The organism is Rahnella rivi, assembly GCF_019049655.1.
GTDB classification, from domain to species: domain Bacteria; phylum Pseudomonadota; class Gammaproteobacteria; order Enterobacterales; family Enterobacteriaceae; genus Rahnella; species Rahnella rivi.
Genome location: NZ_JAFMOX010000058.1, coordinates 22717 through 49621, shown reverse-complemented (window position 1 = coordinate 49621; position 26905 = coordinate 22717). Strand labels below are relative to the sequence as shown.

The window sequence follows — 26905 nt, the reverse complement described above, 5'->3', positions numbered from 1 at the left end:
TGCCGGACAATTGCAAACACAACATCACAACCACAAGCCAAAAGTATTTCAGCATCCTCATACCAATCTACTTTTCGTTCCGGCTCAGGAAGTGGCGCCACTATAGGTTTTTGCCTGTACATCCTCAACGGACAAATTATAATGTCTCGGATTAAAAAAACTAATATCTGAACCCCCTGACAGGGGTTCCGCTGACCGCCACATAAGAAGTCTCTTATTTATGTCAAAACGTTTACCCCCTCTGAATTCACTGCGCGTGTTTGACGCCGCAGCGCGTCACCTTAGTTTTACTAAAGCGGCGGAGGAATTGTTTGTCACACAGGCTGCTGTTAGCCACCAGATCAAGTCACTTGAGGACTTTTTGGGGCTAAAACTGTTTCGTCGCCGAAATCGCTCTTTGTTACTGACCGAAGAAGGGCAGAGCTATTACCTCGATATTAAAGAGATATTCTCGTCTCTTAACGAAGCGACACGCAAACTTCAGGCCCGCAGTGCAAAAGGCGCACTGACCGTCAGTTTGCCGCCAAGCTTTGCGATTCAATGGCTGGTGCCAAGATTGTCTGGCTTTAACTCAGCTTATCCGGGTATCGATGTACGCATTCAGGCCGTAGACCGCGAAGAGGACAAATTGTCCGATGATGTGGACGTGGCGATTTTCCATGGCCGAGGTAACTGGCCGGGGTTGCGTGCCGAGCGTTTATACGCCGAGTATTTAATTCCCGTTTGTTCTCCTTCCTTATTGATGGGCGATAATTTGCTGAAAGAACCGGCAGATCTCGGCCATCACACGTTACTGCATGATGCCTCGCGCCGTGACTGGCTGGCCTACACCAAGCAGCTTGGCCTGCAGCAGGTGAATGTTCAGCAGGGGCCGATTTTCAGCCACAGTGCGATGGTTGTTCAGGCCGCGGTTCACGGGCAGGGGATTGCACTGGTGAATAACGTGATGGCGCAAACCGAGATTGAAGCTGGCCGTCTGGTATGTCCTTTTAATGAAGTTTTAGTCAGTAAAAACGCTTTTTATCTGGTTTGTCATGACAGTCAGGCAGAACTGGGTAAAATAGCCGCCTTTCGTCAGTGGATCCTCGCGCGCGCCGCCAGTGAGCAGGAAAAACTGCGCTTTCGGTTTGATCAGGCCTGAACCTGAAATACAGAAACCGATGACCATGAACGTACTGATGAGACGGATGAGTAGACGTTTTCATCATTAAAAAACGATAACGGGTAACGTATAATGACCAGTCGTTCAATGCTGATTTTTGCCGCGATAAGCGGTTTTATCTACGTGGCGTTTGGTGCTTTTGGCGCGCACGTACTGAGCCAGTCGCTGGGAGAGGCCGAAATGGCCTGGATCCACACCGGGCTGACCTACCAAAGTATTCACACGCTGGCGGTGATGATTTTAGGCGTTGCCATGCAGCGTCAGCGTAATGTGTGGTTCTACTGGAGCAGTGCCTTCCTGGCGCTGGGAACCGTGTTATTCAGCGGCAGCCTTTACTGTCTGGCGCTGTCGCACCTCCGTTTATTTGCTTTTGTGACTCCGATTGGCGGTACCTTGTTTCTGGTCGGTTGGATTTTGATGTTGATAGGCGCATTGCGTCTGAAGAAAAAGGCCGAACGCCATGAATAAAGTTGCCCTCTACTGCCGTCAGGGTTTTGAAAAAGAATGCGCAGCAGAAATCACAGACAAAGCTGCGAAGATGGAAATCTTCGGTTTTGCCCGCGTAAAAGAGAACAGCGGGTATGTGTTGTTTGAATGCTATCAGCCTGATGATGCTGATCGTCTGGCGAAAGAGCTGCCATTCCGCGAACTGATCTTTGCTCGTCAGCTGATCGTCGTCGGCGAATTGCTGAAAGATCTGCCGCCGGAAGATCGCGTTTCGCCGATCGTGGGCATGGTACAAAACGTGGTGACCAACGGTGGTGAACTGCGTGTAGAAGTGCCGGATACCAATGAAAGTAAAGAACTCACCAAGTTCTGTCGCAAACTGACAGTGCCATTACGTACCGCGATGCGCGAACGCCGCGTGCTGGGAAAACGTGAAAATCCGCTGCGCCCTGTCGTGCACGTCTTCTTCATCGCATCAGGTTGCTGCTACGTTGGTTATTCCTACAGTAATAACAATTCCCCGTATTACATGGGGATCCCGCGTCTTAAGTTTCCGTCAGAAGCACCAAGCCGTTCCACGTTGAAGCTGGAAGAAGCATTCCATGTGTTCATTCCTGCTGATGAATGGGAAGAGCGTCTGGCGAGCGGGATGTATGCGGTAGATTTGGGTGCCTGCCCGGGCGGCTGGACCTATCAGCTGGTACAACGCAGCATGATGGTTACCGCCATTGATAACGGCCCGATGGCGCCAAGCTTGATGGAAACCGGTCAGGTTATTCACTTGCGTGAAGACGGCTTCCGCTACAAGTCCACCAGTACCAAAAACTACTGGCTGGTGTGTGACATGGTAGAAAAACCGGCGAAAGTGGCTGCGCTGATGTGCGACTGGCTGGTTAACGGCTGGTGCCGCGAGACGATTTTCAACCTGAAATTGCCGATGAAAAAGCGTTACGAAGAAGTGTCTAACATCCTCGCGCGAATTGATGAACGCCTGAAGGAAAATGGCATTAATGCGGAGATCTTCGCCAAACAGCTCTACCATGACCGGGAAGAGGTAACGGTGCATATTCGCCGCTTCTGGTCAGCCATCGGCGGCCGTCGTGATGAACGCGATCGTTGATTTACGCTGAATGGCGTTTGATATGATGCGAAAAGGCGCTTTCTTCGGGAAGCGCCTTTTTTCTTTGGCAGACTTACGGCAAGCGCAACTGCTGTAAATTCCCGTCGAGAGCGATATCGGTTTGCAGCGCAGACACCCGTTTGCAGGCGTATGCCAGATCCCGATGCTCCCGCAATTTTGACTGCCACTTTTCCGGCACCGCACTGAGATTGTCATACAGCGCGTCCAGTGAACCGGCCTGAGCCAGCAGAGTCACGGCCGTTTTTGGGCCAATACCGGGTACGCCAGGGATTTTACTGCTGCTGATCCCCGCCAGCCCCCAGTAGTCGGTAAGCTGGTGCGGTAATACGCCGAATGTTTCCTGCACAAACGGCAAGTCAAGCCAGCGTTTTTGGAAATAATCGCGGATCTGAACGTTGGGGGCCAGCAACTGGCAATACCCTTTATCCGTTGAGACGATGGTGACCTGATGACCGCCGGAGGCGACTTTTTCCGTCAGCGTCGCCGCGAGATCATCGGCTTCGTTGCCGGCTGAATGCCAGCAGGCGATCCCGTGAGCTTCAAAACCGGCCTTCAGACTGGGCATTTCTGCAAACAAATTGTCCGGCATCGGTGAGCGTCCTGCTTTGTAATCTGGCAGGCACTGATGACGCCAGCTGTCAGCGCGATCGTCTTCATCGAAAACGGCTACAGCGTGCGTCGGGCGGGTATGCTGAATCAGCTGCGCGATCGCATTCTGACAGGTAATCAGGCAGGGCGAACCCTGAACCGCATGAATGCGGCGGATAAGATTCAGGGCATCAATAATCAGCAGATGTATTGCCATCGACAAACTCCATAATAATCAGGGCGACATCGCGTCGCCCTGAAAAACCCTTATTCTTCAAACTTACCGCGACATGTGCCGGGCATCCGAAGGTGTTTGGGTATCCATTTCTATGCACAAATCTCGTAGCACGGAATGTACGCGCTGCCCGGTAATTTCATGCGGTGCTGAGCGACAAAACCTTGCAACAAACTGTCCATTTTTTTCATCAGTGCCGGATCACCATGCAGCTTAAAGCGCCCGTACTGTTCAATGGCGTGGATGCCAAACTCTTTGACGTTACCGGCCACAATCCCGGAGAAGGCGCGGCGCAGTGCAGCGGCCAGCTCCTGTGGGGGTTGGTTTGGATAAAGATTCAGGTTAGCCATATTTTCATGGCTTGGTTCAAACGGATGCTGTAAATCGGGTGCAATACGAATCGACCAGTTAAAGCTGTAAGCATCACCGCTGTTACGACGGTTTTCCTTGACCAGCGGCATAGCCCGTTTCATCTGGCGAGCCACTTCGGTCGGATCGTCAACAATGATGGTATAGAACTTAGAGGCTTCTTCGCCCAGCGTTTCTTTGATGAACGCATCCAGTACGTGGAAGTAGTCTGCACTCTCTTTCGGGCCGGTCAGAATCAGCGGTAACACCTGATCGCTGTTTTGCGGATCCATCAATATGCCCAGTAAATAGAGCAGTTCTTCCGCCGTGCCGACGCCGCCAGGGAAGATGATAATACCGTGGGCAATACGCACGAAAGCTTCCAGCCGTTTTTCGATATCCGGCATGATGATCAGTTCATTGACCAGTGGATTAGGCGGTTCTGCGGCAATGATCGACGGTTCGGTCATTCCGATAAAGCGACCGGCTTTGTAACGTTGCTGCGCGTGGCCGACGGCCGCACCTTTCATCGGCGCTTCCATTGCCCCGGGACCGCAGCCGGTGCAGATGTTCAGTTCACGTAAACCAAGCTGGCTGCCGACGTTGCGGGCATACTGGTATTCAATCTCATTGATTGAGTGCCCGCCCCAGCACACTACCATGTTCGGATCTTCATCCAGATGGAGTGCGCGGGCATTACGTAAGATGGAGAACACCATATTGGTCAGGTGTGCGGAATCGTTGTCGTTGAAGTTCTCAAAGCGCGGGTTATTAGAGATTTGCGCATTCACAAACAGGATGTCACGCAAAACAGCGAACAGGTTGGCCTGTAATGAGCGGATAATCCGGCCATCGACAAAGGCATCTTCCGGCGGGTTTACCAGCTCAAGTTTTACGCCGCGCTCTCTGCGCAGCACATTGATATCAAAACTTTCGTAACGTTCGAGGAGTTCTTTGCTGCTGTCGGTCTGGCTGCCGCTGTTGAGTACGGCCAGTGAGCAATTTCTGAAAAGACGATATAAGTCGCTGCTCGCCGTGCGCTTGAGCATGTCGACTTCCAACTGCGACAACAAATCCATTGAGCCCAGCGGGCTGATGTGAGTAATCAAAGTTGCTCCTTGACACCTAAGGGTGCAGTGATTCTTTCTGCCTGCCGGGCGCGATGCATGATTTTTCGGATCATGTTTTTTGCGTCGCAAAGCGTGAGCAAACAAAAACAATTGTCTGTTAGCAGAAAGGATTACCGGTACTGTTTTGCCCCGTAATCTCTTTCTGATTTAACAGTAACCTTGTCATCAGGCTTTTACCAATACTCACAGAGCGTTAGCGCAAATCTTGAGCAATGCCTCGCATTATTGCCTGACGAGTCTTGCTGTTACCGGTTCAAACGGGAAGTTAGATCGCCATGGATTGATGTCCAGACCGCCGCGGCGGGTGTAACGGGCATACACCGCGAGCTTCTCTGGCTGACAAAAATGCAGAATGTCGTTAAAAATTCGCTCCACGCATTGTTCGTGAAATTCGTTGTGATGACGGAATGACACCAGGTAGCGCAGCAGGGCTTCGCGGTCGATTTTCGGGCCACGGTATTGGACCTGTACTGAACCCCAGTCGGGCTGATGGGTGATCAGACAGTTTGATTTGAGCAGATGGCTGACCAGTGACTCTTCGACGAACTCTTCGCCCGCAGCATCTGCAAGATAACCGGCATTGAATTCGTAGCTGTCGATTTCAATATCCTGATCGTCGATGCAATCGCCTGCGAAATGTCCGACGGGCGACCCTTCTATTTCTGACAAGCGACTGAGGCTTACCGTCACCTCACCTTCAGCGCATGCGCTTAAATCACGTGTTAATGTTTCCTGTAATGTGTTCCAGTCCGGGAATACGGTCTGGTTGAAGCTGTTGAGGTAAAGTTTAAAGCTTTTGGATTCGATCAGATTTTGACTGTCGGCCTTCAGGCTGATTTCACCCACAGCGACCTGAGGTAATCCTTTTGCATTGAGCCAGGACAGCTCATACAGCGTCCAGATATCTGCGCCATGAAAAGGCAGATTATCCGGAAATAAACCCAGGGGTTCGCGGTTCATACTGCGGGGAACGGCTTGTAATAAGGAGGCGTCGTAGTGATCGACGTAGGCCGTGCTTTTGCCCAGCGTCAGTTGCGCCAGTGCGGGGTTATCCTGATAAGAGGACATGCTGTCACCTTGCTAAGAGATCGGTACAATAGGGAATAGTGACTAGTTTAACCCAGCCTTACCTGAAGATGAGAGAATTATGGAGTCTGAAGTTTCTGTAGCATTGCGTGAATTTACTCAGCGTTATGTCGATCTCTGGCAGCGGGAAACCGGGATGCCGCCATCAAGTGAAGCATTATTGGGTGTGGAATCACCTTGTATCGTGAAAACCGATGAAGACAAGGTGTTTTGGCTGACTCAGATTTTCAGCCCCGATGACACGCTGCAAAACGTTGAACGGGCGATGGAGTTGCAGCTACGCCATGAAGCGCACGTGTTTTATACCACGCAGTTTGCTGGTGATATGACAGCGCAATGGCAGGGCAATACGCTGACGCTGTTACAGGTCTGGAGCCCGGAGGATTTCACCCGTTTGCAGGAAAATCTGATAGGCCATCTGGTGACGCAAAAGCGCCTTAAGCTGACGCCGAGCGTGTTTCTGGCGACGACGGATTCTGAGTTGGATCTCGTATCGCTGTGTAATGTGACGGGGAATGTTATTCTGGAGCAGTTCGGCAGCAAAAAAAGAACGATACTCTCGCCATCGCTATCTGAATTCCTTACAATGCTGACCCCTGTTTATCCCGCCTGATGCCGTTATTCAGAAAAACATTTTCCAGCAGAGCTTAAATGGCTCACATGCGTGTGAGAGATCTCTCACAAAGACTGTAAGAGATCTCGCTAATTTGACTTATCCTCTCGCCGTTAATCTTGTTAAATTTCTTTTTAATGAATGAGTTAAGTGTTTTCATGCCTGTGAGATGGCTTACCCGTTTCTCTTTTGGCTTACAGCCCTTATTGCCTGAGAGGGCAAAATCAACGATTCTAGTCGGGCAGAAAGGAAGCATGAATCGGAACATCAGGATGATGGCTGATTCATAAAGCAGGGGACGGCTCAGGAAGAGTCAGGACGGCATCGGATTATGCCAGGATGTTTCAGGAAGAAACCAGGGACACCTCCAGGACGGAGAAGAGAGCTCACAAAGGAAGCTGAGCGGGTCACAGATGACCAGGATGCAAGTCGGGATGACTTAGGATAAACCGTCAGGATGAAAGTTGGACGATGCAAAGGACAGCCGGTTAGGATAACCGCAGGAAAAGTTTTCAGGGATTGAGCAGGGAGCACTTAGGTAGCTGGATTGCTATAAAACGAACCGGGGGCACTGTGTAAACAGTGCCCCCAACTTTTTGTCTGAACCCTGAGATTTTGCTACACACTGAACGGCGCCCCGAAGTTCACGGCGCGCCTCTTAGCGACAAAGGTTAGCCAATCGCGCCCAGAACATCATCCTGACCCTGCTTTTTCGGCAGCAGGAACAGCGTTGCGAAGATATCCAGCAGGTAGATAGCCGCCAGTAACGTAATGGCGGCTGTGAAGGACACCTGCGCGACCAGCATACCGATCACCAGCGGACCAAAACCTCCCACGCCGCGCCCCATGTTGAACAACAGATTTTGTGCCGTCGCCCTGACGCGAACCGGATAGAGGTCTGAAATTAATCCGCCGTATCCCCCAATCATGCCATTGACGAACATGCCCATAAGCGCGCCTGCAAACAACATCAGTGTTGGATCGGATAACTGCGCGTAACAGACGACCATGATTACGGCACCCACCTGATATATCAGGAAAATTTTCCAGCGCGGGAAGCGGTCAGACAATACGCCAAACAGCCAGATGCCGAAGGTCATGCCGATAACGGTTACCGCCGTCCACAAACCGGATTTAGTCAGCGAGAAGCCAAAGTTTTTGGACAGATAACTCGGCATCCAGATCATCAGGCCGTAATAACCAAAATTTTGCACCGAGCACAGAATGAAAATACCGATGCTGGCTTTGGTCGTGGCCTTATCGCGGAACAGCAATTTGATGCGGCTGAATAATGAACCGTCGTTATCAGTTGACGTACTTTTGACAAAGGCTTCAGGTTCGCCCATGGTGCGGCGGATAAGGAAGGAGGCCAACGCTGGCAGCAGGCCGACCAGAAACATTCCGCGCCAGCCAATGATGCCGAGCAGCAGCGGAGTGAGGAATGCCGCGAGCAGTACACCGAGCTGCCAACCCATACCGACGTAGGCCGATGCCCGGTTACGTTTTTCTGCCGGCCAGGCTTCGGCAATCAACGCCATGCCAATTCCAAACTCACCGCCAAGTCCTATACCGGCCAGTGTGCGATAAATCAGTAAATCCCAGTAACCCTGTGCGAAGGCGCATAAACCGGTAAATACTGAGAACATCAGTATCGTAAAGGTCAGGACGCGTATGCGGCCAAAACGATCGCTGATCGGCCCGAAAATTACGCCACCGAGCACGGCGCCAATCAGCGTCCAGGTCACCAGTGAACCGCTTTGGGAGGCCGTCAGACCAAATTCGCTGGAAATTGCCGGGAGCATGAAGCCGAGGATGAGCAGATCAAAGCCGTCCATGGCATAGCCTGTTACTGAGGCCAGCATGGCTTTTGCGGGTGTTGCGTGTGCTTTTTGAGTGTGTTGAGCAGACATGGATACACATCTTGAGAGAAAAAAGTGGCGGTAGTTTGCCCGTATCGGGCATCTTTCGCTACCACGAAAATCTTATGGTTGCAGGGATTGACGCAGCCGGATGCAGAAAGTTGGGGCAAAAGGTCTTCAATGTTATGCTTTGCGCCCCCGAACGGACGCTGGCCGGGGCCATGAATGAAGAGAGCGACTCATGAATACAGAAAAACAGGTTCGTCAGATTTTAGAAGATATTGAACAGGTAATGCGTGACGATAAACTCTGGCACGCCACGCCTCCTGATGCGGAAGCTTTTGAGAGTAAAGAACCGTTCTCGGTCGATACGATGTCTGCTGAACAGTGGCTGCAATGGGTGCTGGTTCCCCGTATGTATGCGTTACTGGCTGCCGGATCGCCAATGCCAACCCGCTTTGCTATCACTCCTTATTTTGAAGTGGCGATGCCTGAAGCAACCCTGTTGTTGAGTCAGTTGCAGCGCCTCGATGACTTGCTGAATATAGAAGACTGACATGCTGGAAATTTTGTATCAGGACGAACATCTGGTCGCAGTGAATAAACCTGCGGGCATGCTGGTTCATCGCAGTTGGCTTGACCAACATGAAACAGTGTTTGTGATGCAGACATTGCGTGATCAGATTGGTCAGCATGTGTTTACCGTTCACCGGCTGGATAAACCGACCTCAGGCGTTTTGCTGATGGCGTTATCGAGCGACGTGGCAAGGTTGCTGTCCCAGCAGCTTGAGAATCACCAGATGAATAAGGTGTATCACGCGGTGGTTCGCGGTTATGTCAGCGAGGACGGAACGGTCGATTACGCACTGACCGAAGAGCTGGACAAAATTGCTGATAAATTTGCTAACCCCGATAAAGCGCCGCAGTCAGCCGTCAGCCATTATCGCGTGGTGGCGCAGGCTGAGATGCCGGTCGCCATTGGCCGTTACGATACTGCCCGCTACAGCCTGGTAGAGCTCAAACCCGAGACAGGCCGTAAGCATCAGTTGCGTCGGCATATGTCGCATCTGCGCCATCCTATTATCGGGGACAGCGCGCATGGCGATTTGAAGCAAAACCGTGGCATGACGGAGCATTTCGGTTGTTCCGGTTTGATGCTGCACGCCAGCCACATGACGCTGCCGCATCCGGTTACGGGTGAGCTGCTGTCTTTACAGGCTCGCTGGGATAACCGCTGGCAAAGTGTGGTCGAACAGTTCGGCTGGCAGGGAAAAATCCCTGAACTTGAAAGGGTTGAAGTTACCCCCGCTTGCGGTCAGGATAGTGAACAAATTTAAGTTCTACGGACGAAATCGTCGAATGACACAGGAGTGAAGCCATGGCAGAAGTCGGAATTTTTGTCGGTACGGTGTACGGCAATGCGTTGCTGGTTGCGGAAGAAGCGGAAACCGTGCTCAAAAGTCAGGGGCATGAGGTAAAGCTGTTCGAGGAAGGATCGCTGGAAGCCTGGCAGTACTATCGTCATCATTTCGTTCTGGTTGTGACGTCGACGACCGGGCAGGGCGATTTGCCTGACAGCATTGCGCCGCTGTATGTGGCCATCCGGGATACTGTCGGATACCAGCCTGAGCTGCGTTACGGTCTGATTGCGCTGGGTGACAGCAGTTACGATCATTTTTGCGGCGGCGGGCATAAGCTGGATGATTTATTGCAGGAGCAGGGCGCTGCGCGTATTGGCGATTTGCTGGAAATTGATGCCATGGAAAATCCGGAGCCGGAAACGGTGGCTATTCCATGGGTAGAGAAGTGGGCGTCGCTGCTGAAATAAGGCGCACTTCTGCATATATTAAAAAGGTCAGGTAATTCACCTGACCTTTTGCATTTCTGAATGGCGAAATAATGCCAGACATTAACCGCGTTAACGACCGCTGGTCAGTTTTTCCAGATCGGATTCAATCTCGGTAATTTTATTGGCCACCACGGATTCCAGATGACGTAAATCATCCAAAATTTTACGTTTCAGGTCAACTTCCACCTGGTCGCGCTGACAGATTTGATCTAACTCATCAATGACATAACGCAGATTCGGGCTGATTTCATGAATTTCTTTATAACCCTGCCCTGCATTATCGGCAACGATGGTTTTACGCTGGCGCGGATATTTAAATTTCACGCTTTTAGCGAAGAATTCACCTTTATCACGGCGGAAATAAATCTTCAGGATGTCATTATTAGCCTCCTGACGCAGGCTGTAACGATCAATATCGTCGGGATTATTAATGCCCAGGCTTTTCAGATTGTCATACATAGCGCTACCTTCGGTTAGGAGAATATTTAAACATCATGATGAACCGAACGGCGGTTCGAATCGTTGATTAATGACACAATTTGCTATCAACAAGATAAAAAAATAGCGGGTATCGTTGTAAACACAAAACTTAACCCGCTATTTCTCAGTTTAGTCGATGTTACGTAATAACTCATTCAGACCGGTTTTGCCCAGCGTTTTAGCATCGACTTTCTTCACGATGACTGCGCAGTACAGGCTGTAGCTGCCATCTTTAGAAGGCAGGTTACCGGAGACGATAACAGAGCCTGCTGGCACGCGGCCGTAATGCACTTCGCCGGTTTCGCGGTCGTAAATTTTGGTGCTCTGGCCGATGTAAACGCCCATCGAAATCACGGAGCCTTCTTCAACGATCACGCCTTCAACGATCTCTGAACGGGCACCGATAAAGCAGTTATCTTCGATAATGGTCGGGTTAGCCTGCAGAGGCTCCAGAACGCCACCGATGCCGACGCCGCCGGAAAGGTGAACATTTTTACCGATCTGCGCACAAGAACCGACGGTCGCCCAGGTATCTACCATGGTGCCTTCATCTACATAAGCGCCAATGTTGACGTAAGACGGCATCAGCACAGTATTGCGTGCGATGAACGCGCCTTTGCGCACCGCGGCTGGCGGCACTACGCGGAAACCTTCACGCTGGAAACGCGCTTCATCATAATCGGCGAATTTCATAGGGACTTTGTCGAAGTAACGGCTTTCACCGCCTTCCATCACCTGGTTGTCATTGATTCTGAAAGAGAGCAGTACCGCTTTCTTCAGCCACTGATGCGTTACCCATTCGCCATTAATCTTTTCAGCCACGCGCAGTTCGCCGCTGTCGATTTTGTTAATGACCTGAGTGATGGCGTCGCGCGTTACGCTGTCTACGTTTGCCGGGGTAATGTCTGCACGGCGCTCGAAGGCTTGTTCAATAACGGTTTGTAGTTGCTGCATCCTGTTCTCTTTCCTGAAGTGATGTTAAATAGACAACCGTACTTGTATCACATTTTGTCGGCTGGGTTGAGTGCCTCGGTTAATCGGCGTGTGATTTCCTTGCGCGTCGGCTTATCAAGGGCACGACGTTCTGAGTTCGCCAAAATAAATAAGTCTTCCACCCGTTCGCCGATGGTCGAAATTCTTGCACCGTGCAGCGATAAACCTAAATCAGAGAAAACTTCGCCGACACGGGCCAGCAGGCCGGGTTGATCCAGCGCCACCAGTTCCATATATGTGCGGCGATCGGTGTGCGTCGGCAGAAAACTGACGTCGGTCTGCACACTGAAATGGCGAAGTTTTGGCGACGGGCGTCTTGCCCGCGGCGGCTGATATGCCTGTGTCATTGACTGTTCCAGCGCATAGCGGATCGCCTCGTGGCGATCCTGTGCAAGCGGGCTGCCGTCAGGCTCGAGCACAATAAAGGTATCCATTGCCATGCCATCGCGGTTGGTGAAAATCTGTGCGTCGTGAATGCTCAGATTGCGTCGATCCAGCTCTCCGGCAACGGTTGCGAACAGATATGGACGGTCCGGGCTCCAGATAAAGATTTCTGTTCCGCCGCGGGTAGCCTGACGGCTGACCAGCACCAGCGGTTTAGTGGAATCATGTTCCAGCAGGTGCCGGGCATGCCACGCCAGCTGATTGGGAGAATGGCGCAGGAAGTAATCCGCACGACAGCGACTCCAGATCCGGTGCAAGGCTTCTTCATCAATATTGTCCATACGCAACAAGGCCAGCGCCTGCAGGCGGTGATGGCGCACGCGTTCCCGCAGATCCGGTGTATTTTGCATTCCCCGCCGCAATTGTTTTTCGGTGGCGAAATACAGTTCGCGTATCAGGCTCTGCTTCCAGCTGTTCCACAACGTTTCATTGGTGGCGCAGATATCGGCAACGGTCAGGCTCACCAGATAACGGAGACGGACCTCGGTTTGCATTTCTGCTGCGAACTGCTGGATCTCGTTGGGATCCTGAATATCACGGCGCTGCGCCGTGACGGACATCAACAAATGACAGCGAACCAGCCACGAAACCAGTTGCGTTTCCCGCGAGTTCAGCCCGTGCAGCTCAGCGAATTCCAGCACATCCTGCGCGCCAAGAATCGAGTGATCGCCACCGCGACCTTTAGCGATATCGTGGAAAAGCGCGGCCATCAGCAGCAATTCGGGCTGCGGAAGGCGCGGATACAATTCCACGCACAAAGGATGTTTAGGGCGAGTTTCTTCATGCGCAAAGCTTTCGATTTTCTGCAGAACGCGGATCGTATGTTCATCCACCGTGTAGGCATGGAACAAATCGAACTGCATCTGGCCGACAATTTGTCCCCACTGCGGCATGTACGCCCACAACACGCTGTGCCGGTGCATCGGCACCAGTGCGCGCGAGACAGCGCCTGGATGGCGAAGGATCGACATAAACATTTCCCGCGCCTGAGGGATCATACAAAGCGGTTCTTTCAGATGACGACGTGCATGGCGCAAAAGGCGCACGGTGGTGGAGTAAATCCCTTTGATTTCGCGATGACGGACCATCAGATGGAACATACCGATGATCGTTTCCGGCTGGCGTTCAAACAAAGAGTCGTCGCGCAGATCGATCAGATCCCCTCGCAGCTGGAAATGCTCATCCAGCGGGCGCGGTTTCTCGTTCGGGCCTATCGCGAGAATCGCTTCATCGAACAGCTGCAGTAACATTTGATTCAGCTCGCCCACCCGGCGGGTCATGCGATAGAAATCTTTCATCATCCGTTCGACAGGCTGATTGCCTTCGCCCTGATATTGCAGGAGCTGAGCGACGTTAAGCTGTCTGTCGAAAAGCAGGCGGTTATCGTAACGCGGCAACACCAGGTGCAGGGCAAAGCGGATACGCCACAGGAAACTCTGGCACTCCAGCAGCTCGTTGCGTTCGGCCTTCGTCAGAAATCCAAAAGCAACCATTTCATCCAGCGACGTTGCGCCGAAGTGACGGCGTGCGACCCACAGAATGGTATGGATATCGCGCAGGCCGCCCGGGCTGCTTTTGATATCCGGTTCCAGATTGTAGCTGGTGCCGTGATAGCGCAAATGGCGCTCGTTTTGTTCTTCAATTTTGGCACGAAAGAAGTTGGGGGAAGGCCAGAAACCATCACTGAAAATGTGTTTTTGCATACTGAGAAACAGCGCAACATCTCCGCAAATGAGGCGTGATTCAATCAGGTTTGTTGCGACGGTAAGGTCCGCAAGCCCTTCCAGCAGGCATTCTTCCAGCGTGCGGACGCTGTGACCGACTTCCAGTTTCAGATCCCACAACAGGGTGATCAGCTCACCGATGCGCTGCGCCTGCTCATCGTTGAGGCGCTTTTGGCTCAGTACCAGCACGTCGATATCGGACAGCGGATGCAGTTCTCCGCGGCCATAACCGCCAACGGCAACCATCGCCGTCTCCGGGATATTATCGAAACCGTAGAATGTCCACAGGCGTTGCAGGAGCTGGTCGATGTAATGCGCTCGCGCATCCACCAGTTCCTCGGCGCGCAGCCCGGCATTAAAGGCGTCCGCCAGCCAGCCCTGAAACTGTTCCATATGTTGTTTGAGGCTCTGACGGTTTAACTCGTCGTCCGGATAAACGGAGGGGGAAACGGGCTGTGGCGGGCAGGAGCAAGGGGGGTTCTGCATTAATTCTGGTTGCAGGCTCTTTTCAGCAGAGAAGTTTTCAGTCATAGAAGCGCAGCCCATTCCTACACGTTTAAGATAAAAAAAACCGGCTTTCGCCGGTTTGATTGACAGATTTATACCCTCTGCGCCGAGCGGGTCACTGTTAGTCGTGCGTCAGGATAGCCGGGATGGTGTCATCCTTACGCAGCGTCATAATTTCACAACCGTTATCAGTCACCACAATAGTATGCTCGTACTGAGCCGACAAGCTGCGATCTTTAGTTTTTACTGTCCAGCCATCTTTCATGGTGCGGATGCGGAAATCACCGGCGTTAACCATCGGCTCAACGGTAAAAGCCATACCGGCTTGCAACACTACGCCGCTGTCGTCGGCATCGTAGTGCAGAACCTGAGGTTCTTCGTGGAAGCCTTCGCCAATACCGTGACCACAATATTCACGCACTACGGAGAATTTTTCAGCTTCCACGAATTTCTGAATCTCTTTGCCTAACGTCCGCAAACGGATGCCCGGCTTGATCAGACGCAGCGCCAGATACAGGCTCTCCTGCGTTACGCGGCAAAGGCGCTCACCGAGAATGGTCGGTTTCCCCACGATGAACATCTTCGAAGTATCGCCGTGGAAACCCTCTTTAATCACCGTGACGTCGATGTTGACGATATCGCCGTCTTTCAGGATTTTGTCGTCACTCGGGATACCGTGACAAACAACTTCGTTAATCGAGATACACACCGACTTAGGGAAGCCGTGATAGTCGAGGCAGGCAGAAATGGCATGCTGTTTGTTTATGATGTGATCGGAGCAAATGCGATCCAATTCACCGGTGCTGACGCCTGGTATGACGTAAGGCTCGATGATTTCAAGCACTTCGGCAGCCAGACGGCCAGCGACGCGCATTTTTTCGATATCTTCAGGGGTTTTGATTGAAATGGCCATGAGTCATCCTGCAGGTTTGTACATCCGGTGTGCTGTATTTCTACACCGTTGTCGTCAATAATTAGCTGTGGCTTATGGTATCAGCCCTGATATTAGCTGCCAAACTATCATTTCCCGGTGCGGAGCCCGCTGAACAAAAGTTGCTGTCCGACCGATATTTGTGGTATAAAACGCGCCGGCAATCCGCTCTGGGTCCCAGACTCCGGGGGATTAAAGCCAAATTCACTCATATGTGTACTTATTAACGTAAGTAATAACACACACGTATCGACACATACGCCGGGGTGCCTTGGGAATTCGTTCTGCAGGGTCGGTTGTATGGGATACGTGGAGGCATAACCCCAACTACTTAATAGAGGTTTTATCATGGCAACTGTTTCCATGCGCGACATGCTCAAGGCCGGTGTTCACTTCGGTCACCAAACCCGTTACTGGAACCCGAAAATGAAGCCATTCATCTTCGGCGCTCGTAACAAGGTTCACATCATCAACCTTGAGAAAACTGTTCCAATGTTCAACGAAGCTCTGGCTGAGTTGCAGAAGATCTCTGCCCGTAAAGGCAAGATCCTGTTCGTTGGTACTAAACGCGCAGCAAGCGAAGCGGTAAAAGACGCTGCTCACAACTGCGACCAGTTCTTCGTGAACCATCGCTGGTTGGGCGGCATGCTGACTAACTGGAAAACTGTTCGTCAGTCCATCAAACGTTTGAAAGACCTGGAAATTCAGTCTCAGGACGGCACTTTCGAGAAGCTGACCAAGAAAGAGGCGCTGATGCGTACTCGCGAACTGGCTAAGCTGGAAAACAGCCTGGGTGGTATCAAGGATATGGGTGGTCTTCCTGACGCACTGTTCGTTGTTGACGCTGATCACGAACACATCGCTATCAAAGAAGCTAACAACCTGGGTATCCCGGTATTCTCCATTGTTGATACCAACTCCGATCCGGATGGCGTTGACTTTGTTATCCCTGGTAACGATGACGCAATCCGTGCAGTAAATCTGTACCTGAGCGCTGTTGCTGCCACTGTCCGTGAAGGCCGTTCGCAAGATCTGGCTGTTCAGGCAGAAGAAAGCTTCGTAGAAGCTGAATAATAAGGCAAGCTCAGCAGAGCCCTTATTAACCAGGTATTGAAATATGTTGGTTAGGGGGCCTTTATTGGCCCCCTTTGCTTATCTTAAATGCGAGAAATATCTCACCGCAAAAAGCCTTTTTGCACTGAGATAATCGAGGAAAATACAATGGCTGATATTACCGCTGCCCTGGTAAAAGAACTGCGCGAACGTACTGGCGCTGGCATGATGGATTGTAAGAAAGCTCTGGTTGAAGCTAACGGCGACATCGAGCTGTCAATTGAAAACATGCGTAAATCTGGCGCGATCAAAGCGGCGAAAAAAGCAGGCAACGTAGCTGCTGACGGCGTGATCAAAACCAAAATCGAAGGCAACTACGGTGTGATTCTGGAAGTTAACTGCCAGACTGACTTCGTTGCTAAAGATGCCGGTTTCCAGGCATTTGCTGACAAAGTGTTGGATGCTGCTGTTGCAGGCAAAATCACTGACGTTGAAGTGTTGAAAACACAGTTCGAAGAAGAGCGTATTCAGCTGGTTGCTAAAATCGGTGAGAACATCAACATTCGTCGCGTTTCTTCTCTGGAAGGCGATGTGTTGGGTAGCTACCTGCACGGTGCTCGTATCGGTGTTCTGGTTTCTGCTAAAGGCGCTGACGAAGATCTGGTTAAACAGCTGGCTATGCACGTTGCAGCAAGCAAACCAGAATTCGTTAAACCAGAAGACGTGTCTGCTGAAGTGGTAGAAAAAGAGTACCAGGTTCAGCTGGACATCGCGATGCAGTCTGGCAAGCCAAAAGAAATCGCAGAGAAAATGGTTGAAGGCCGCATGAAGAAATTCACCGGCGAAGTTTCTCTGACTGGCCAGCCTTTCGTTATCGACCCAAGCAAAACTGTTGGTCAGATGCTGAAAGAGCATAACGCCGACGTTATCAACTTCATCCGCTTCGAAGTGGGTGAAGGCATTGAGAAAGTTGAGACTGACTTTGCTGCTGAAGTTGCAGCGATGACCAAACAGTCTTAATCAGTACCTGATGCACAATAAAACGGAACCGCTGCATGTTGGCGGTTCCGTTTTATCCAGCCCCAAATTCCAATGACATTGTGCGATGTACTGTAGAACATCCGGTAACAACGCTATGATGTAAAGATTGAATTCTCATTAAGACACATTGCTTCTAGGACAGACACCATGGCTACCAATGCGAAACCCGTTTATCAGCGTATCCTGCTCAAACTCAGTGGCGAAGCCCTGCAGGGCAGTGAAGGTTTTGGTATCGACGCGAGTGTATTAGATCGTATGGCTCAGGAAGTGAAAGAGCTGGTCGAACTCGGCATTCAGGTAGGCGTTGTGATCGGCGGCGGTAACTTATTCCGTGGCGCGGGTCTGGCGCAGGCGGGCATGAACCGTGTTGTAGGCGACCATATGGGTATGCTGGCGACTGTCATGAACGGCCTGGCAATGCGTGATGCATTACACCGTGCTTATGTTAACGCGCGTCTGATGTCTGCAATTCCTTTGAACGGTGTTTGTGATAATTACAGCTGGGCTGAAGCCATCAGCCTGCTGCGTCATAACCGCGTGGTGATTTTCTCCGCGGGGACAGGCAATCCATTCTTTACCACCGATTCTGCAGCGTGCCTGCGTGGTATCGAAATCGAAGCCGATGTGGTATTAAAAGCCACCAAAGTCGACGGCGTATATTCTGCTGATCCGGTCAAAAACCCGGAAGCAACGCTGTATGAGACATTGACCTATCAGGAAGTGCTGGAGCAGGAATTGAAAGTGATGGATCTGGCGGCGTTTACGTTAGCCCGCGATCACAATCTGCCAATTCGTGTATTCAACATGAACAAACCTGGCGCACTGCGCCGCGTGGTGATGGGTGAAAATGAAGGGACGCTGATTTCTAACGCTGAGTGATCCTTCGCCATTGAACATTGTGTTCAGCCAGCCTGTGCTGGCATAAGTATTCACGGACTATACTGAGTATGGTCTGCCAGGTAACCAGCTCTCAAGGGTTCACATCGTGATTAACGACATTAAAAAAGACGCTGAAATTCGTATGGACAAATGCGTAGAAGCATTCAAAACCCATATCAGCAAAATTCGTACCGGTCGCGCTTCTCCGGGTATTCTTGACGGCATCATGGTCGAATACTACGGTTCTGCAACGCCACTGCGCCAGTTGGCTCAGGTAACGGTTGAAGATTCCCGTACCCTTGCTATCTCCGTCTTTGACCGTTCTATCAGCGCTGCTGTTGAAAAGGCGATCATGACATCTGATTTGGGTCTGAACCCTTCTTCTGCGGGCGCGACTATCCGCGTTCCATTGCCAGCACTGACCGAAGAGCGTCGTAAAGACCTGATCAAAGTCGTGCGTGGTGAAGCAGAGCAGGGCCGTGTTTCTGTGCGAAACGTCCGCCGTGACGCTAACGACAAAACCAAAGCGCTTCTGAAAGATAAAGAAATCAGTGAGGATGAAGATCGTCGTTCCCAGGACGATATCCAGAAACTGACTGATATCTTCATCAAGAAAATCGACGTTGCGTTGAGTGAGAAAGAAACCGAGTTGATGGAGTTCTAATCAGACTCGCTCGTTTTCTCCGATAAAGCGTCGCAAATGCGGCGCTTTATTTTTTACAGGCCTCAGATCTTTTATCTGTTTCCACAATCTCATGGACAAGCCGGATAAGAGGTTTCAGACTGTGCACTATTCTGAATTAATGGCGTTATCCCGGGCATTTTCATGAAACAAATGACTATTCTTGGTTCGACAGGTTCTGTCGGCACCAGCACGCTTTCCGTTGTCCGGTCTAATCCCGACGCCTTTGCGGTGAAAGCCCTGGTAGCAGGATGTAATGTGGACGTGATGGCGCAGCAATGTCTGGAGTTTCGTCCAGCCTATGCGTCAATGGCCGATGAACCGTCAGCCCGCGCACTGCGCAACATCCTGACTGAACATGGCGTCACCACTGAAGTGCTTTCTGGCGAAAAGGCGGCAATCGAACTGGCCGCGCTGGATGATGTTGATCAGGTCATGTCAGCCATTGTCGGAGCCGCAGGGCTTTTGCCGACGCTCGCCGCAGTGCGTGCCGGTAAGCAGGTCCTTCTGGCGAACAAAGAGTCGCTGGTCACCTGTGGTCGTATTTTCATGGATGCCGTCCGGCAGAGCCAGTCTCAACTCCTTCCTATCGACAGTGAACATAATGCGATTTTCCAAAGTTTGCCTGAAGCTGTGCAGCAGCAACTTGGCTATGCTTCACTCGAAGAAAACGGCATCTCCCGCATTATTCTGACGGGGTCAGGTGGACCGTTCCGCGAGCTACCTTTGAACCAATTTAATGATGTGACGCCGGATCAGGCCTGCGCGCATCCGAACTGGTCTATGGGGCGCAAAATTTCAGTCGACTCCGCCACCATGATGAATAAGGGGCTGGAGTACATCGAGGCCCGCTGGCTGTTTAATGCGTCGGCTGCAGAGATGGAAGTGATCATCCATCCTCAATCGGTCATCCACTCGATGGTGCGTTATCGCGATGGCAGTGTGCTGGCACAACTGGGCTCTCCGGATATGCGCACGCCTATCGCACATGCAATGGCTTATCCTCGACGGGTTGCTGCAGGAGTGGAAGCGTTGGATTTCTGCAAGATGGGGGCACTGACCTTCTCTGAGCCGGATTATACACGCTACCCTTGTCTGCAACTGGCTATCGAAGCCAGTAATACCGGTCAGGCAGCGACAACTGCGTTGAACGCCGCCAATGAAATTTCTGTTGCTGCATTCCTAAACGGCGAGATCCGTTTCACTGATATTGCATCGGTCAACCGGGATGTCATGGAACAGCTGGTAAGTGCTGAGCCGGGCTCGGTGGATGAAGTTCTGGATATCGACAGGCAATCGCGGGCTTTAGCCAGGCAGAAACTTCGCACATTTGCGGTCTGACGCTAATTTTAGTGCTTATGCAGCAGTTTGTTAGCATCACATTGAAATGGTATAGTCTGCGCCACGCTGACAGTGGATTCAGGTTTTTAGTGCCTGGATCCCGTAAGTGGAATCGGTAAGCTGTCAGTGTAGCCGTGCCCGCAAGGGAGACACGGCTTTTTTGCGCGTGTTACAGCGCCAGCGTTTGATGTACAACGCCAGCTAAAAAGCCGTCGTGTTCTGATAAAAGGAAATGAGTACGCGTTATGTCCCTCGAAAATCAACAGATGTCTGATACGTCTTGCGCTCAGCCGCGCCATGTTGCCATTATTATGGACGGCAACGGTCGTTGGGCAAAACGTCAGGGTAAAATGAGGGTCTTTGGTCATAAAGCGGGCGTAAAATCAGTGCGTAAAGCCGTGAGTTTTGCTGCCAACCATCATTTAGATGCTCTTACGCTTTATGCCTTTAGTAGTGAAAACTGGAATCGCCCGGCTCAGGAAGTCGCCGCGTTAATGGAACTGTTTGTTCGTGCACTCGACAGTGAAGTTAAAAGCCTGCATAAACACAATGTCAGGTTGCGGATTATTGGCGATGTCAGTCGCTTTAGTGCTCGTCTGCAGGAACGCATTCGTCGTTCAGAAACACTTACACAAAATAACGACGGTCTTACGCTAAACATCGCTGCGAATTATGGCGGACGATGGGATATTATTCAGGGCGTTAAGGCACTGGCCGGTCAGGTTGAAGCTGGTGCGCTGCGGGCAGAGCAAATAACAGAAGACATGCTGGATTCAGCCGTCTGTATGAGCGAACTGGCACCAGTCGATTTGGTGATCAGAACCGGTGGGGAACATCGAATCAGTAACTTCTTGCTGTGGCAAATTGCCTATGCGGAGTTTTACTTTACGGATGTCCTCTGGCCTGATTTTGATGAAAATACCTTTGAAGATGCGCTAAATGCTTTTGCACAACGCGAGCGCCGCTTTGGAGGGACTACACCTATCGGCGCCAATGCGTCCTAGGGAGAACATTTGCTGAAGTATCGCATTATCACAGCTCTGATTTTAATACCGATTGTTATTGCAGCACTCTTTTTGTTACCACCGGTAGGTTTTGCCATTGTCACGCTGGTCGTGTGCATGTTGGCGGCGTGGGAGTGGGGGCAATTAGCGGGTCTGGGAACACGTAATCAGCGGATCTGGCTGGCTATCCTGTGTGGTTTTCTGCTGGCAGTCATGCTACTGAGCATTCCGGCCTATCATCACAGCGTGCAGTTGCCGCAGGTGAGTGGATCGTTATGGGCTGCGCTTGCCTGGTGGTGTGTCGCTCTGGTGTTAGTCGTGGGCTATCCTGCGTCCGCCGCATTCTGGCGTAATTCACGCGTGCTGCGTGTTTTGTTCGGTGTTCTGACGATTGTGCCGTTCTTCTGGGGCATGGTTGCGCTGCGCCAGTATGGCTATGCAGAGAATCCGCACACTGGCGCCTGGTGGCTGTTGTATGTGATGCTACTCGTCTGGGGCGCAGATTCCGGGGCTTACCTGTTTGGGAAGTTGTTCGGTAAACACAAACTGGCGCCTAAAGTCTCTCCCGGAAAAACCTGGGAAGGTTTCTTCGGCGGGCTGCTGACGTGTGCTCTGATTGCCTGGTTGTTTGGTCGTTATGCACCGTTGAGTGTTCAGCCGTCTGTATTACTCATTTGTTCCGTAGTCGCTGCGCTGGCTTCTGTACTCGGCGATCTGACGGAGAGCATGTTCAAACGCGAAGCTGGAATCAAAGACAGTGGTCATATGATTCCCGGGCACGGTGGAATATTGGATCGCATCGACAGCCTGACTGCTGCCGTTCCTGTATTTGCCTGTCTGATGCTGTTAGTGTATTAATCCGTCGCTGAGACGGTGAAGTTTTCTAAGGAATAGTTGGACATATGATGAACATACTCTGGAGCCTGGCCGCCTTTATCGTTGCATTGGGGGTGCTTATCACCGTGCACGAGTTCGGCCATTTCTGGGTTGCTCGTCGCTGCGGGGTGCGTGTTGAGCGCTTCTCTGTCGGTTTTGGTCGCGCACTGTGGCGCCGCACCGATCGCCGTGGAACCGAATATGTGCTTGCTATCATCCCCCTCGGTGGATACGTCAAAATGCTCGATGAGCGTCTTGAGACGGTTCCACCTGAGCTTAAGCATCTTACTTTCAACAGCAAGACGGTGTGGCAGCGTGCTGCTATTATTAGCGCGGGCCCGATTGCCAACTTTATTTTTGCTGTTTTCGCCTACTGGGTCATCTTCGTTATTGGCGTTCCCTCGGTACGCCCGGTTGTGGCTGAAATCACGCCGCAATCTATTGCTGCGCAAGCCAAAGTTTTGCCCGGTATGGAACTAAAGTCTATTGGCGGTATCGAAACGCCTGATTGGGATTCAATTCGTTTGTCGTTGATGGGTGAAATTGGCAGTAGCCAAATGACGCTCGGGGTCGCCGAGTTAGGTTCATCAACGGTAATTGAAAAAGTCGTCGATTTGCGTGAATGGACATTTGATCCTGAAACGCAAGATCCTGTGGTTGCGTTGGGTATCATTCCGCGTGGTCCACAGGTGGAGCCCGTTTTAGCTGAAGTACAAGCGGGTTCTGCTGCTCAAAAAGCAGGTTTGCAAGCGGGCGATCGGATCGTTAAAGTTGACGGTCAGGTTTTGTCGGGCTGGCGTAATTTTACGTTGCAGGTGCGCGATAATCCGGGCAAGCCTATGGCGCTGAACATTGAGCGTAATGGTGAGACTCTTGAGTTAACCCTGACACCGGAAAGTCGGACAGTAGGTAAAGGTATCGTACAAGGTTTTGCTGGGGTGGTTCCCAAAGTCATACCGTTACCTGAAGAGTACAAAACAGTTCGCCAATATGGTCCGTTTGTCGCTTTTTATGAGGCCGGTGCAAAAACCTGGCAACTGATGAAGCTGACGGTAAACATGCTGGGCAAGTTGTTTACCGGTGATGTAAAGCTGAACAATCTGAGCGGCCCAATCTCCATAGCACAGGGCGCAGGGATGTCAGCGGAGTATGGTTTAGTGTCGTACCTGACGTTTTTGGCGCTTATCAGCGTCAATCTCGGTATCGTAAACCTGTTCCCATTACCGATATTAGATGGTGGACACTTGGTTTTTCTGGCAATAGAAAAACTAAAAGGTGGTCCAGTTTCCGAGCGAGTTCAAAACTTCAGCTATCAGGTCGGTGCAGTATTGCTGTTCCTGGTTATGGGGCTTGCACTTTTCAATGATTTCTCCCGTCTTTAAGGCTGGAGATTAGGTTAGGAAGAACGCATAACAACGATGGCGATCAAAAAGTTGCTCATAGCGTCGCTGCTGTTTGGCAGCGCCACCGTATACGGTGCAGACGGTTTCGTAGTGAAAGATATTCATTTCGAAGGCCTGCAGCGAGTTGCCGTCGGTGCGGCGTTACTCAATATGCCGGTTCGCGTCGGTGATACGGTTACTGACGATGACATCAGTAATACCATTCGTGCATTGTTTGCCACTGGCAACTTTGAGGACGTTCGCGTCCTGCGCGATGGCGATTCTCTGATTGTTCAGGTTAAAGAACGTCCAACTATTGCCAGCATCACTTTCTCCGGTAACAAATCGGTCAAAGATGACATGCTGAAACAAAACCTGGAGGCCTCTGGCGTCCGTGTTGGCGAAGCGCTTGACCGTACAACAATCAGCAGCATCGAGAAAGGTCTGGAAGACTTCTATTACAGCGTCGGTAAATACAGTGCGTCGGTAAAAGCGGTTGTTACCCCTTTGCCCCGTAACCGTGTCGATCTGAAACTGGTCTTCACCGAAGGTGTTTCTGCCAAAATTCAGCAGATCAACATCGTAGGTAACCATGCCTTCAGTACTGATGAACTGATTTCACACTTCCAGCTTCGCGATGAAGTGCCATGGTGGAACGTGGTAGGCGATCGTAAATATCAGAAACAGAAACTGGCGGGTGACCTTGAAACCCTGCGCAGCTTCTATCTGGATCGCGGCTATGCCCGTTTCAACATTGATTCGACTCAGGTCAGCCTGACGCCGGACAAGAAAGGCATTTACATCACGCTGAACATTACAGAAGGCGAGCAATATAAACTTTCTGGCGTTGAAGTGACTGGCAGCATGGCCGGTCACTCAGCAGAAGTGCAAAGCCTGACTAAAATTGATAAAGGCGAGCTGTATAACGGCGCTAAAGTCACCAAGATGGAAAACGACATCAAGCAGATGTTGGGTCGTTACGGCTATGCCTACCCACGGGTGAATACACAGCCAGAAATCAATGATGCCGATAAGACCGTTAAACTGCATATCAACGTTGATGCAGGTAACCGTTTCTATGTGCGTCATATCCGTTTTGAAGGCAATGACACCAGTAAAGACAGCGTACTGCGCCGTGAAATGCGTCAGATGGAAGGTGCCTGGTTAGGCAACGATCTGGTCGACAAAGGTAAAGAACGTCTGAACCGTCTGGGTTACTTCGAAACCGTGGATGTGGATACGCAACGTGTACCGGGTACTCCGGATCAGGTTGATGTGGTCTATAAAGTGAAAGAACGTAACACCGGTACTTTCAACTTTGGTGTGGGCTACGGTACAGAAAGTGGTGTCAGCTTCCAGGTTGGTGTCCAGCAGGACAACTGGCTGGGTACGGGTAACTCCGTAGGCATCAGCGGTACCAAAAATGATTATCAGACTTACGCAGAATTCACGATCACTGACCCTTACTTCACCGTCGATGGTGTGAGTCTGGGTGGTCGTATCTTCTATAACGACTTTAAAGCGGATAACGCGGATCTGTCTGACTATACCAACAGAAGTTATGGTATTGGCGGTAACCTTGGTTTCCCAATCAATGAGAACAACTCATTGCGTCTGGGTCTGGATTACGTACACAACGATCTGTCCAATATGGAACCACAGATCGCCATGTTCCGTTATCTGAACTCTGTGGGCCTGAAACCTGCGGTCACCACCAGCGATAATGCTGATGCCGATTTCAGTGCTGATGACTTCTTCGTGAACCTTGGCTGGGGTTATAACAACCTCGACCGTGGCTACTTCCCGACTTCAGGGACTAAAGCCAGCCTGAACGGCAAAGTTACCGTTCCAGGTTCCGATAACGAATATTATAAAATCACTTTCGATTCAACCAGCTACATGCCGCTGAATCAAGATCGTGATTGGGTGCTGATGGGCCGTGCTCGCGCAGGTTATGCGGATGGTCTTGGTGGTAAAGAAGTGCCGTTCTACGACAACTTCTATGCCGGTGGTTCAAGCAGCGTTCGTGGTTTCCAGTCGAACACCATTGGTCCAAAAGCAGCCTATTACAAATGTACTACAGCTAATACCTCGTACAGCGGTTGTCCGATTGATAATTCGGACGATGCGGTGGGTGGTAATGCAATGGCAGTACTGAGTGCCGAACTGATTGTTCCAACTCCGTTTGTTAGCGAAAAATACGCTAACTCATTGCGTACTTCTCTGTTCGTGGATAGCGGTACTGTCTGGGATACAGGTTGGGAAAACACGCCGCAGACTATGGCTGCCGGTGTTCCTGATTACAGTAAACCAGGCAATATTCGTGTTTCTTCCGGTCTTGCGTTGCAGTGGATGTCTCCTCTGGGGCCATTGGTCTTCTCATACGCACAACCTGTTAAGAAATACGAAGGCGACAAAGCAGAGCAGTTCCAGTTTAATATCGGCAAAACCTGGTAACTCTCTGTCTGAAAAGCGCTTATTCAGCAGAATCGCAATGACCTGATGCTGAATTTGATACACGGGTTTCGGCCCGTGTATTGTTATTGCGTCAGGTGTTTTGTGTAATTTACTGTGCCAGATGGCACAAACGGGTGATGGAAGGAGTTTATAGTGAAAAAGTGGTTATATGCCGCAGGCCTCGGTTTAGTTATGGCTTCTTCAGCTAGCGTTCAGGCTGCTGACAAAATTGCTATCGTTAACGTCGCTAGCATTTTCCAACAGATGCCAGCACGTGAAGCTGTGGCCAAACAACTCGAAAACGAGTTCAAAAGCCGTGCAACTGATTTGCAATCTCAGGAACGTGATCTGCAAACTAAAATGCAACGTCTGCAACGCGATGGCTCGACCATGAAAGCCAGCGATCGTTCTAAACTTGAAAAAGACGTAATGGCTCAGCGTGAAGCGTTCTCCGCTAAAGCGCAGCAGTTCGAGCAAGACAACCGTCGTCGTCAGGGCGAAGAGCGTAACAAAATCCTGAGCCGTATCCAGGATGCTGTGAAATCTGTTGCAAGCAAAGAAGGTTATGATGTTGTTATCGATGCAAACGCAATCGCGTATGCAAGCAATGACAAAGATATTACTGCTGATGTGCTGAAACAGGTTAAATAAAC

Annotated in this window: 25 protein-coding genes; 17 read left to right on the top strand and 8 right to left on the bottom strand. The window is 51.0% G+C overall.

Going from position 1 to position 26905, the window contains the following annotated elements:
* Positions 1–220: 220 nt before the first annotated feature.
* The 3 genes from J1779_RS11470 (at position 221) to rlmM (ending at position 2729) form a co-directional block, all read left to right on the top strand.
* Complete coding sequence (locus J1779_RS11470) at positions 221–1141, top strand: transcriptional regulator GcvA (protein WP_056781779.1); 921 nt, start codon at positions 221–223, stop codon at positions 1139–1141.
* Positions 1142–1234: 93 nt separating this feature from the next.
* Complete coding sequence (locus J1779_RS11465; RefSeq protein ID WP_056781778.1) at positions 1235–1630, top strand: DUF423 domain-containing protein; 396 nt, start codon at positions 1235–1237, stop codon at positions 1628–1630.
* Positions 1623–2729 (top strand): 23S rRNA (cytidine(2498)-2'-O)-methyltransferase RlmM, encoded by a 1107-nt coding sequence (rlmM, locus tag J1779_RS11460; protein WP_056781775.1) that lies wholly within the window; start codon positions 1623–1625, stop codon positions 2727–2729. Before J1779_RS11465 ends, rlmM begins: the two co-directional genes overlap by 8 nt.
* Before the next feature lie 73 nt (positions 2730–2802).
* Here rlmM and xni read toward each other — a convergent pair whose 3' ends face one another.
* From xni to queF, 3 genes are all read right to left on the bottom strand, one after another.
* Positions 2803–3555, bottom strand: a complete 753-nt coding sequence (gene xni, locus J1779_RS11455) for a flap endonuclease Xni (RefSeq protein WP_122096997.1) — start codon at positions 3553–3555, stop codon at positions 2803–2805.
* A gap of 110 nt (positions 3556–3665) precedes the next feature.
* On the bottom strand, positions 3666–5030 hold the full coding sequence (gene ppnN / locus J1779_RS11450) for a nucleotide 5'-monophosphate nucleosidase PpnN (protein WP_122096996.1): 1365 nt from the start codon (positions 5028–5030) through the stop codon (positions 3666–3668).
* 243 nt (positions 5031–5273) lie between these two features.
* A complete protein-coding gene (gene queF, locus J1779_RS11445) occupies positions 5274–6119 on the bottom strand; it encodes an NADPH-dependent 7-cyano-7-deazaguanine reductase QueF (protein ID WP_217203820.1) in 846 nt (281 codons plus the stop codon).
* 79 nt (positions 6120–6198) lie between these two features.
* Between queF and syd the strand changes: the two genes are divergently transcribed.
* Positions 6199–6750 carry a SecY-interacting protein gene (gene syd / locus J1779_RS11440; protein ID WP_056781767.1) on the top strand — a complete coding sequence of 184 codons (552 nt, stop codon included), beginning with the start codon at positions 6199–6201 and terminating at the stop codon, positions 6748–6750.
* A 671-nt stretch (positions 6751–7421) separates the two neighbouring features.
* Here the strand turns inward: syd and J1779_RS11435 are convergent.
* Positions 7422–8660 carry an MFS transporter gene (locus J1779_RS11435; protein WP_217203819.1) on the bottom strand — a complete coding sequence of 413 codons (1239 nt, stop codon included), beginning with the start codon at positions 8658–8660 and terminating at the stop codon, positions 7422–7424.
* A gap of 190 nt (positions 8661–8850) precedes the next feature.
* Between J1779_RS11435 and J1779_RS11430 the strand changes: the two genes are divergently transcribed.
* The 3 genes from J1779_RS11430 to J1779_RS11420 are packed head-to-tail and all read left to right on the top strand — an operon-like array spanning position 8851 to position 10437.
* A complete protein-coding gene (locus J1779_RS11430; RefSeq protein ID WP_056781763.1) occupies positions 8851–9165 on the top strand; it encodes a YqcC family protein in 315 nt (104 codons plus the stop codon).
* A gap of 1 nt (position 9166) precedes the next feature.
* Complete coding sequence (gene truC / locus J1779_RS11425) at positions 9167–9946, top strand: tRNA pseudouridine(65) synthase TruC (RefSeq protein ID WP_122096993.1); 780 nt, start codon at positions 9167–9169, stop codon at positions 9944–9946.
* A gap of 41 nt (positions 9947–9987) precedes the next feature.
* Complete coding sequence (locus J1779_RS11420) at positions 9988–10437, top strand: flavodoxin (protein WP_056781758.1); 450 nt, start codon at positions 9988–9990, stop codon at positions 10435–10437.
* 90 nt (positions 10438–10527) lie between these two features.
* Here J1779_RS11420 and J1779_RS11415 read toward each other — a convergent pair whose 3' ends face one another.
* The 4 genes from J1779_RS11415 to map form a co-directional block, all read right to left on the bottom strand.
* Positions 10528–10917 carry a DUF3461 family protein gene (locus tag J1779_RS11415; protein WP_056781756.1) on the bottom strand — a complete coding sequence of 130 codons (390 nt, stop codon included), beginning with the start codon at positions 10915–10917 and terminating at the stop codon, positions 10528–10530.
* A gap of 150 nt (positions 10918–11067) precedes the next feature.
* Positions 11068–11892 (bottom strand): 2,3,4,5-tetrahydropyridine-2,6-dicarboxylate N-succinyltransferase, encoded by an 825-nt coding sequence (gene dapD, locus J1779_RS11410; protein WP_217203818.1) that lies wholly within the window; start codon positions 11890–11892, stop codon positions 11068–11070.
* Positions 11893–11939: 47 nt separating this feature from the next.
* Complete coding sequence (glnD, locus tag J1779_RS11405) at positions 11940–14585, bottom strand: bifunctional uridylyltransferase/uridylyl-removing protein GlnD (protein WP_414071810.1); 2646 nt, start codon at positions 14583–14585, stop codon at positions 11940–11942.
* Between the two features lie 142 nt (positions 14586–14727).
* Positions 14728–15519 carry a type I methionyl aminopeptidase gene (map, locus tag J1779_RS11400; RefSeq protein WP_217203817.1) on the bottom strand — a complete coding sequence of 264 codons (792 nt, stop codon included), beginning with the start codon at positions 15517–15519 and terminating at the stop codon, positions 14728–14730.
* Positions 15520–15885: 366 nt separating this feature from the next.
* Between map and rpsB the strand changes: the two genes are divergently transcribed.
* The 10 genes from rpsB (at position 15886) to skp (ending at position 26903) form a co-directional block, all read left to right on the top strand.
* Positions 15886–16611, top strand: a complete 726-nt coding sequence (gene rpsB, locus J1779_RS11395) for a 30S ribosomal protein S2 (RefSeq protein WP_056781750.1) — start codon at positions 15886–15888, stop codon at positions 16609–16611.
* A gap of 147 nt (positions 16612–16758) precedes the next feature.
* Positions 16759–17610 (top strand): translation elongation factor Ts, encoded by an 852-nt coding sequence (gene tsf / locus J1779_RS11390; protein WP_056781746.1) that lies wholly within the window; start codon positions 16759–16761, stop codon positions 17608–17610.
* Between the two features lie 168 nt (positions 17611–17778).
* Positions 17779–18510 carry a UMP kinase gene (gene pyrH, locus J1779_RS11385; protein WP_056781743.1) on the top strand — a complete coding sequence of 244 codons (732 nt, stop codon included), beginning with the start codon at positions 17779–17781 and terminating at the stop codon, positions 18508–18510.
* Positions 18511–18616: 106 nt separating this feature from the next.
* The gene (frr, locus tag J1779_RS11380) at positions 18617–19174 is read left to right on the top strand and encodes a ribosome recycling factor (protein ID WP_056781740.1); all 558 of its coding nucleotides are present in this window, start codon (positions 18617–18619) and stop codon (positions 19172–19174) included.
* A 162-nt stretch (positions 19175–19336) separates the two neighbouring features.
* Positions 19337–20533, top strand: a complete 1197-nt coding sequence (gene ispC, locus J1779_RS11375) for a 1-deoxy-D-xylulose-5-phosphate reductoisomerase (protein WP_217203816.1) — start codon at positions 19337–19339, stop codon at positions 20531–20533.
* Positions 20534–20778: 245 nt separating this feature from the next.
* A complete protein-coding gene (gene ispU, locus J1779_RS11370; protein WP_056781735.1) occupies positions 20779–21537 on the top strand; it encodes a (2E,6E)-farnesyl-diphosphate-specific ditrans,polycis-undecaprenyl-diphosphate synthase in 759 nt (252 codons plus the stop codon).
* Between the two features lie 9 nt (positions 21538–21546).
* Positions 21547–22395 (top strand): phosphatidate cytidylyltransferase, encoded by an 849-nt coding sequence (gene cdsA / locus J1779_RS11365; RefSeq protein ID WP_056781733.1) that lies wholly within the window; start codon positions 21547–21549, stop codon positions 22393–22395.
* Positions 22396–22439: 44 nt separating this feature from the next.
* The gene (gene rseP / locus J1779_RS11360; RefSeq protein WP_122096990.1) at positions 22440–23795 is read left to right on the top strand and encodes a sigma E protease regulator RseP; all 1356 of its coding nucleotides are present in this window, start codon (positions 22440–22442) and stop codon (positions 23793–23795) included.
* A gap of 36 nt (positions 23796–23831) precedes the next feature.
* Positions 23832–26252, top strand: coding sequence for an outer membrane protein assembly factor BamA (gene bamA / locus J1779_RS11355; RefSeq protein WP_056781730.1), 2421 nt, complete (start codon positions 23832–23834; stop codon positions 26250–26252).
* 153 nt (positions 26253–26405) lie between these two features.
* Positions 26406–26903 carry a molecular chaperone Skp gene (gene skp, locus J1779_RS11350; protein WP_056781728.1) on the top strand — a complete coding sequence of 166 codons (498 nt, stop codon included), beginning with the start codon at positions 26406–26408 and terminating at the stop codon, positions 26901–26903.
* Positions 26904–26905 lie beyond the last annotated feature (2 nt).

Excerpts from the sequence above, each read along its gene's own strand:
- J1779_RS11470 (WP_056781779.1), top strand. The coding sequence starts at position 221 with ATGTCAAAACGTTTACCCCCTCTGAATTCACTGCGCGTGTTTGACGCC.
- J1779_RS11465 (WP_056781778.1), top strand. The coding sequence starts at position 1,235 with ATGACCAGTCGTTCAATGCTGATTTTTGCCGCGATAAGCGGTTTTATC.
- rlmM (WP_056781775.1), top strand. The coding sequence starts at position 1,623 with ATGAATAAAGTTGCCCTCTACTGCCGTCAGGGTTTTGAAAAAGAATGC.
- xni (WP_122096997.1), bottom strand. The coding sequence starts at position 3,555 with ATGGCAATACATCTGCTGATTATTGATGCCCTGAATCTTATCCGCCGC.
- queF (WP_217203820.1), bottom strand. The coding sequence starts at position 6,119 with ATGTCCTCTTATCAGGATAACCCCGCACTGGCGCAACTGACGCTGGGC.
- syd (WP_056781767.1), top strand. The coding sequence starts at position 6,199 with ATGGAGTCTGAAGTTTCTGTAGCATTGCGTGAATTTACTCAGCGTTAT.
- J1779_RS11435 (WP_217203819.1), bottom strand. The coding sequence starts at position 8,660 with ATGTCTGCTCAACACACTCAAAAAGCACACGCAACACCCGCAAAAGCC.
- J1779_RS11430 (WP_056781763.1), top strand. The coding sequence starts at position 8,851 with ATGAATACAGAAAAACAGGTTCGTCAGATTTTAGAAGATATTGAACAG.
- truC (WP_122096993.1), top strand. The coding sequence starts at position 9,167 with ATGCTGGAAATTTTGTATCAGGACGAACATCTGGTCGCAGTGAATAAA.
- J1779_RS11420 (WP_056781758.1), top strand. The coding sequence starts at position 9,988 with ATGGCAGAAGTCGGAATTTTTGTCGGTACGGTGTACGGCAATGCGTTG.
- J1779_RS11415 (WP_056781756.1), bottom strand. The coding sequence starts at position 10,917 with ATGTATGACAATCTGAAAAGCCTGGGCATTAATAATCCCGACGATATT.
- dapD (WP_217203818.1), bottom strand. The coding sequence starts at position 11,892 with ATGCAGCAACTACAAACCGTTATTGAACAAGCCTTCGAGCGCCGTGCA.
- glnD (WP_414071810.1), bottom strand. The coding sequence starts at position 14,585 with ATGCAGAACCCCCCTTGCTCCTGCCCGCCACAGCCCGTTTCCCCCTCC.
- map (WP_217203817.1), bottom strand. The coding sequence starts at position 15,519 with ATGGCCATTTCAATCAAAACCCCTGAAGATATCGAAAAAATGCGCGTC.
- rpsB (WP_056781750.1), top strand. The coding sequence starts at position 15,886 with ATGGCAACTGTTTCCATGCGCGACATGCTCAAGGCCGGTGTTCACTTC.
- tsf (WP_056781746.1), top strand. The coding sequence starts at position 16,759 with ATGGCTGATATTACCGCTGCCCTGGTAAAAGAACTGCGCGAACGTACT.
- pyrH (WP_056781743.1), top strand. The coding sequence starts at position 17,779 with ATGGCTACCAATGCGAAACCCGTTTATCAGCGTATCCTGCTCAAACTC.
- ispC (WP_217203816.1), top strand. The coding sequence starts at position 19,337 with ATGAAACAAATGACTATTCTTGGTTCGACAGGTTCTGTCGGCACCAGC.
- ispU (WP_056781735.1), top strand. The coding sequence starts at position 20,779 with ATGTCCCTCGAAAATCAACAGATGTCTGATACGTCTTGCGCTCAGCCG.
- rseP (WP_122096990.1), top strand. The coding sequence starts at position 22,440 with ATGATGAACATACTCTGGAGCCTGGCCGCCTTTATCGTTGCATTGGGG.
- bamA (WP_056781730.1), top strand. The coding sequence starts at position 23,832 with ATGGCGATCAAAAAGTTGCTCATAGCGTCGCTGCTGTTTGGCAGCGCC.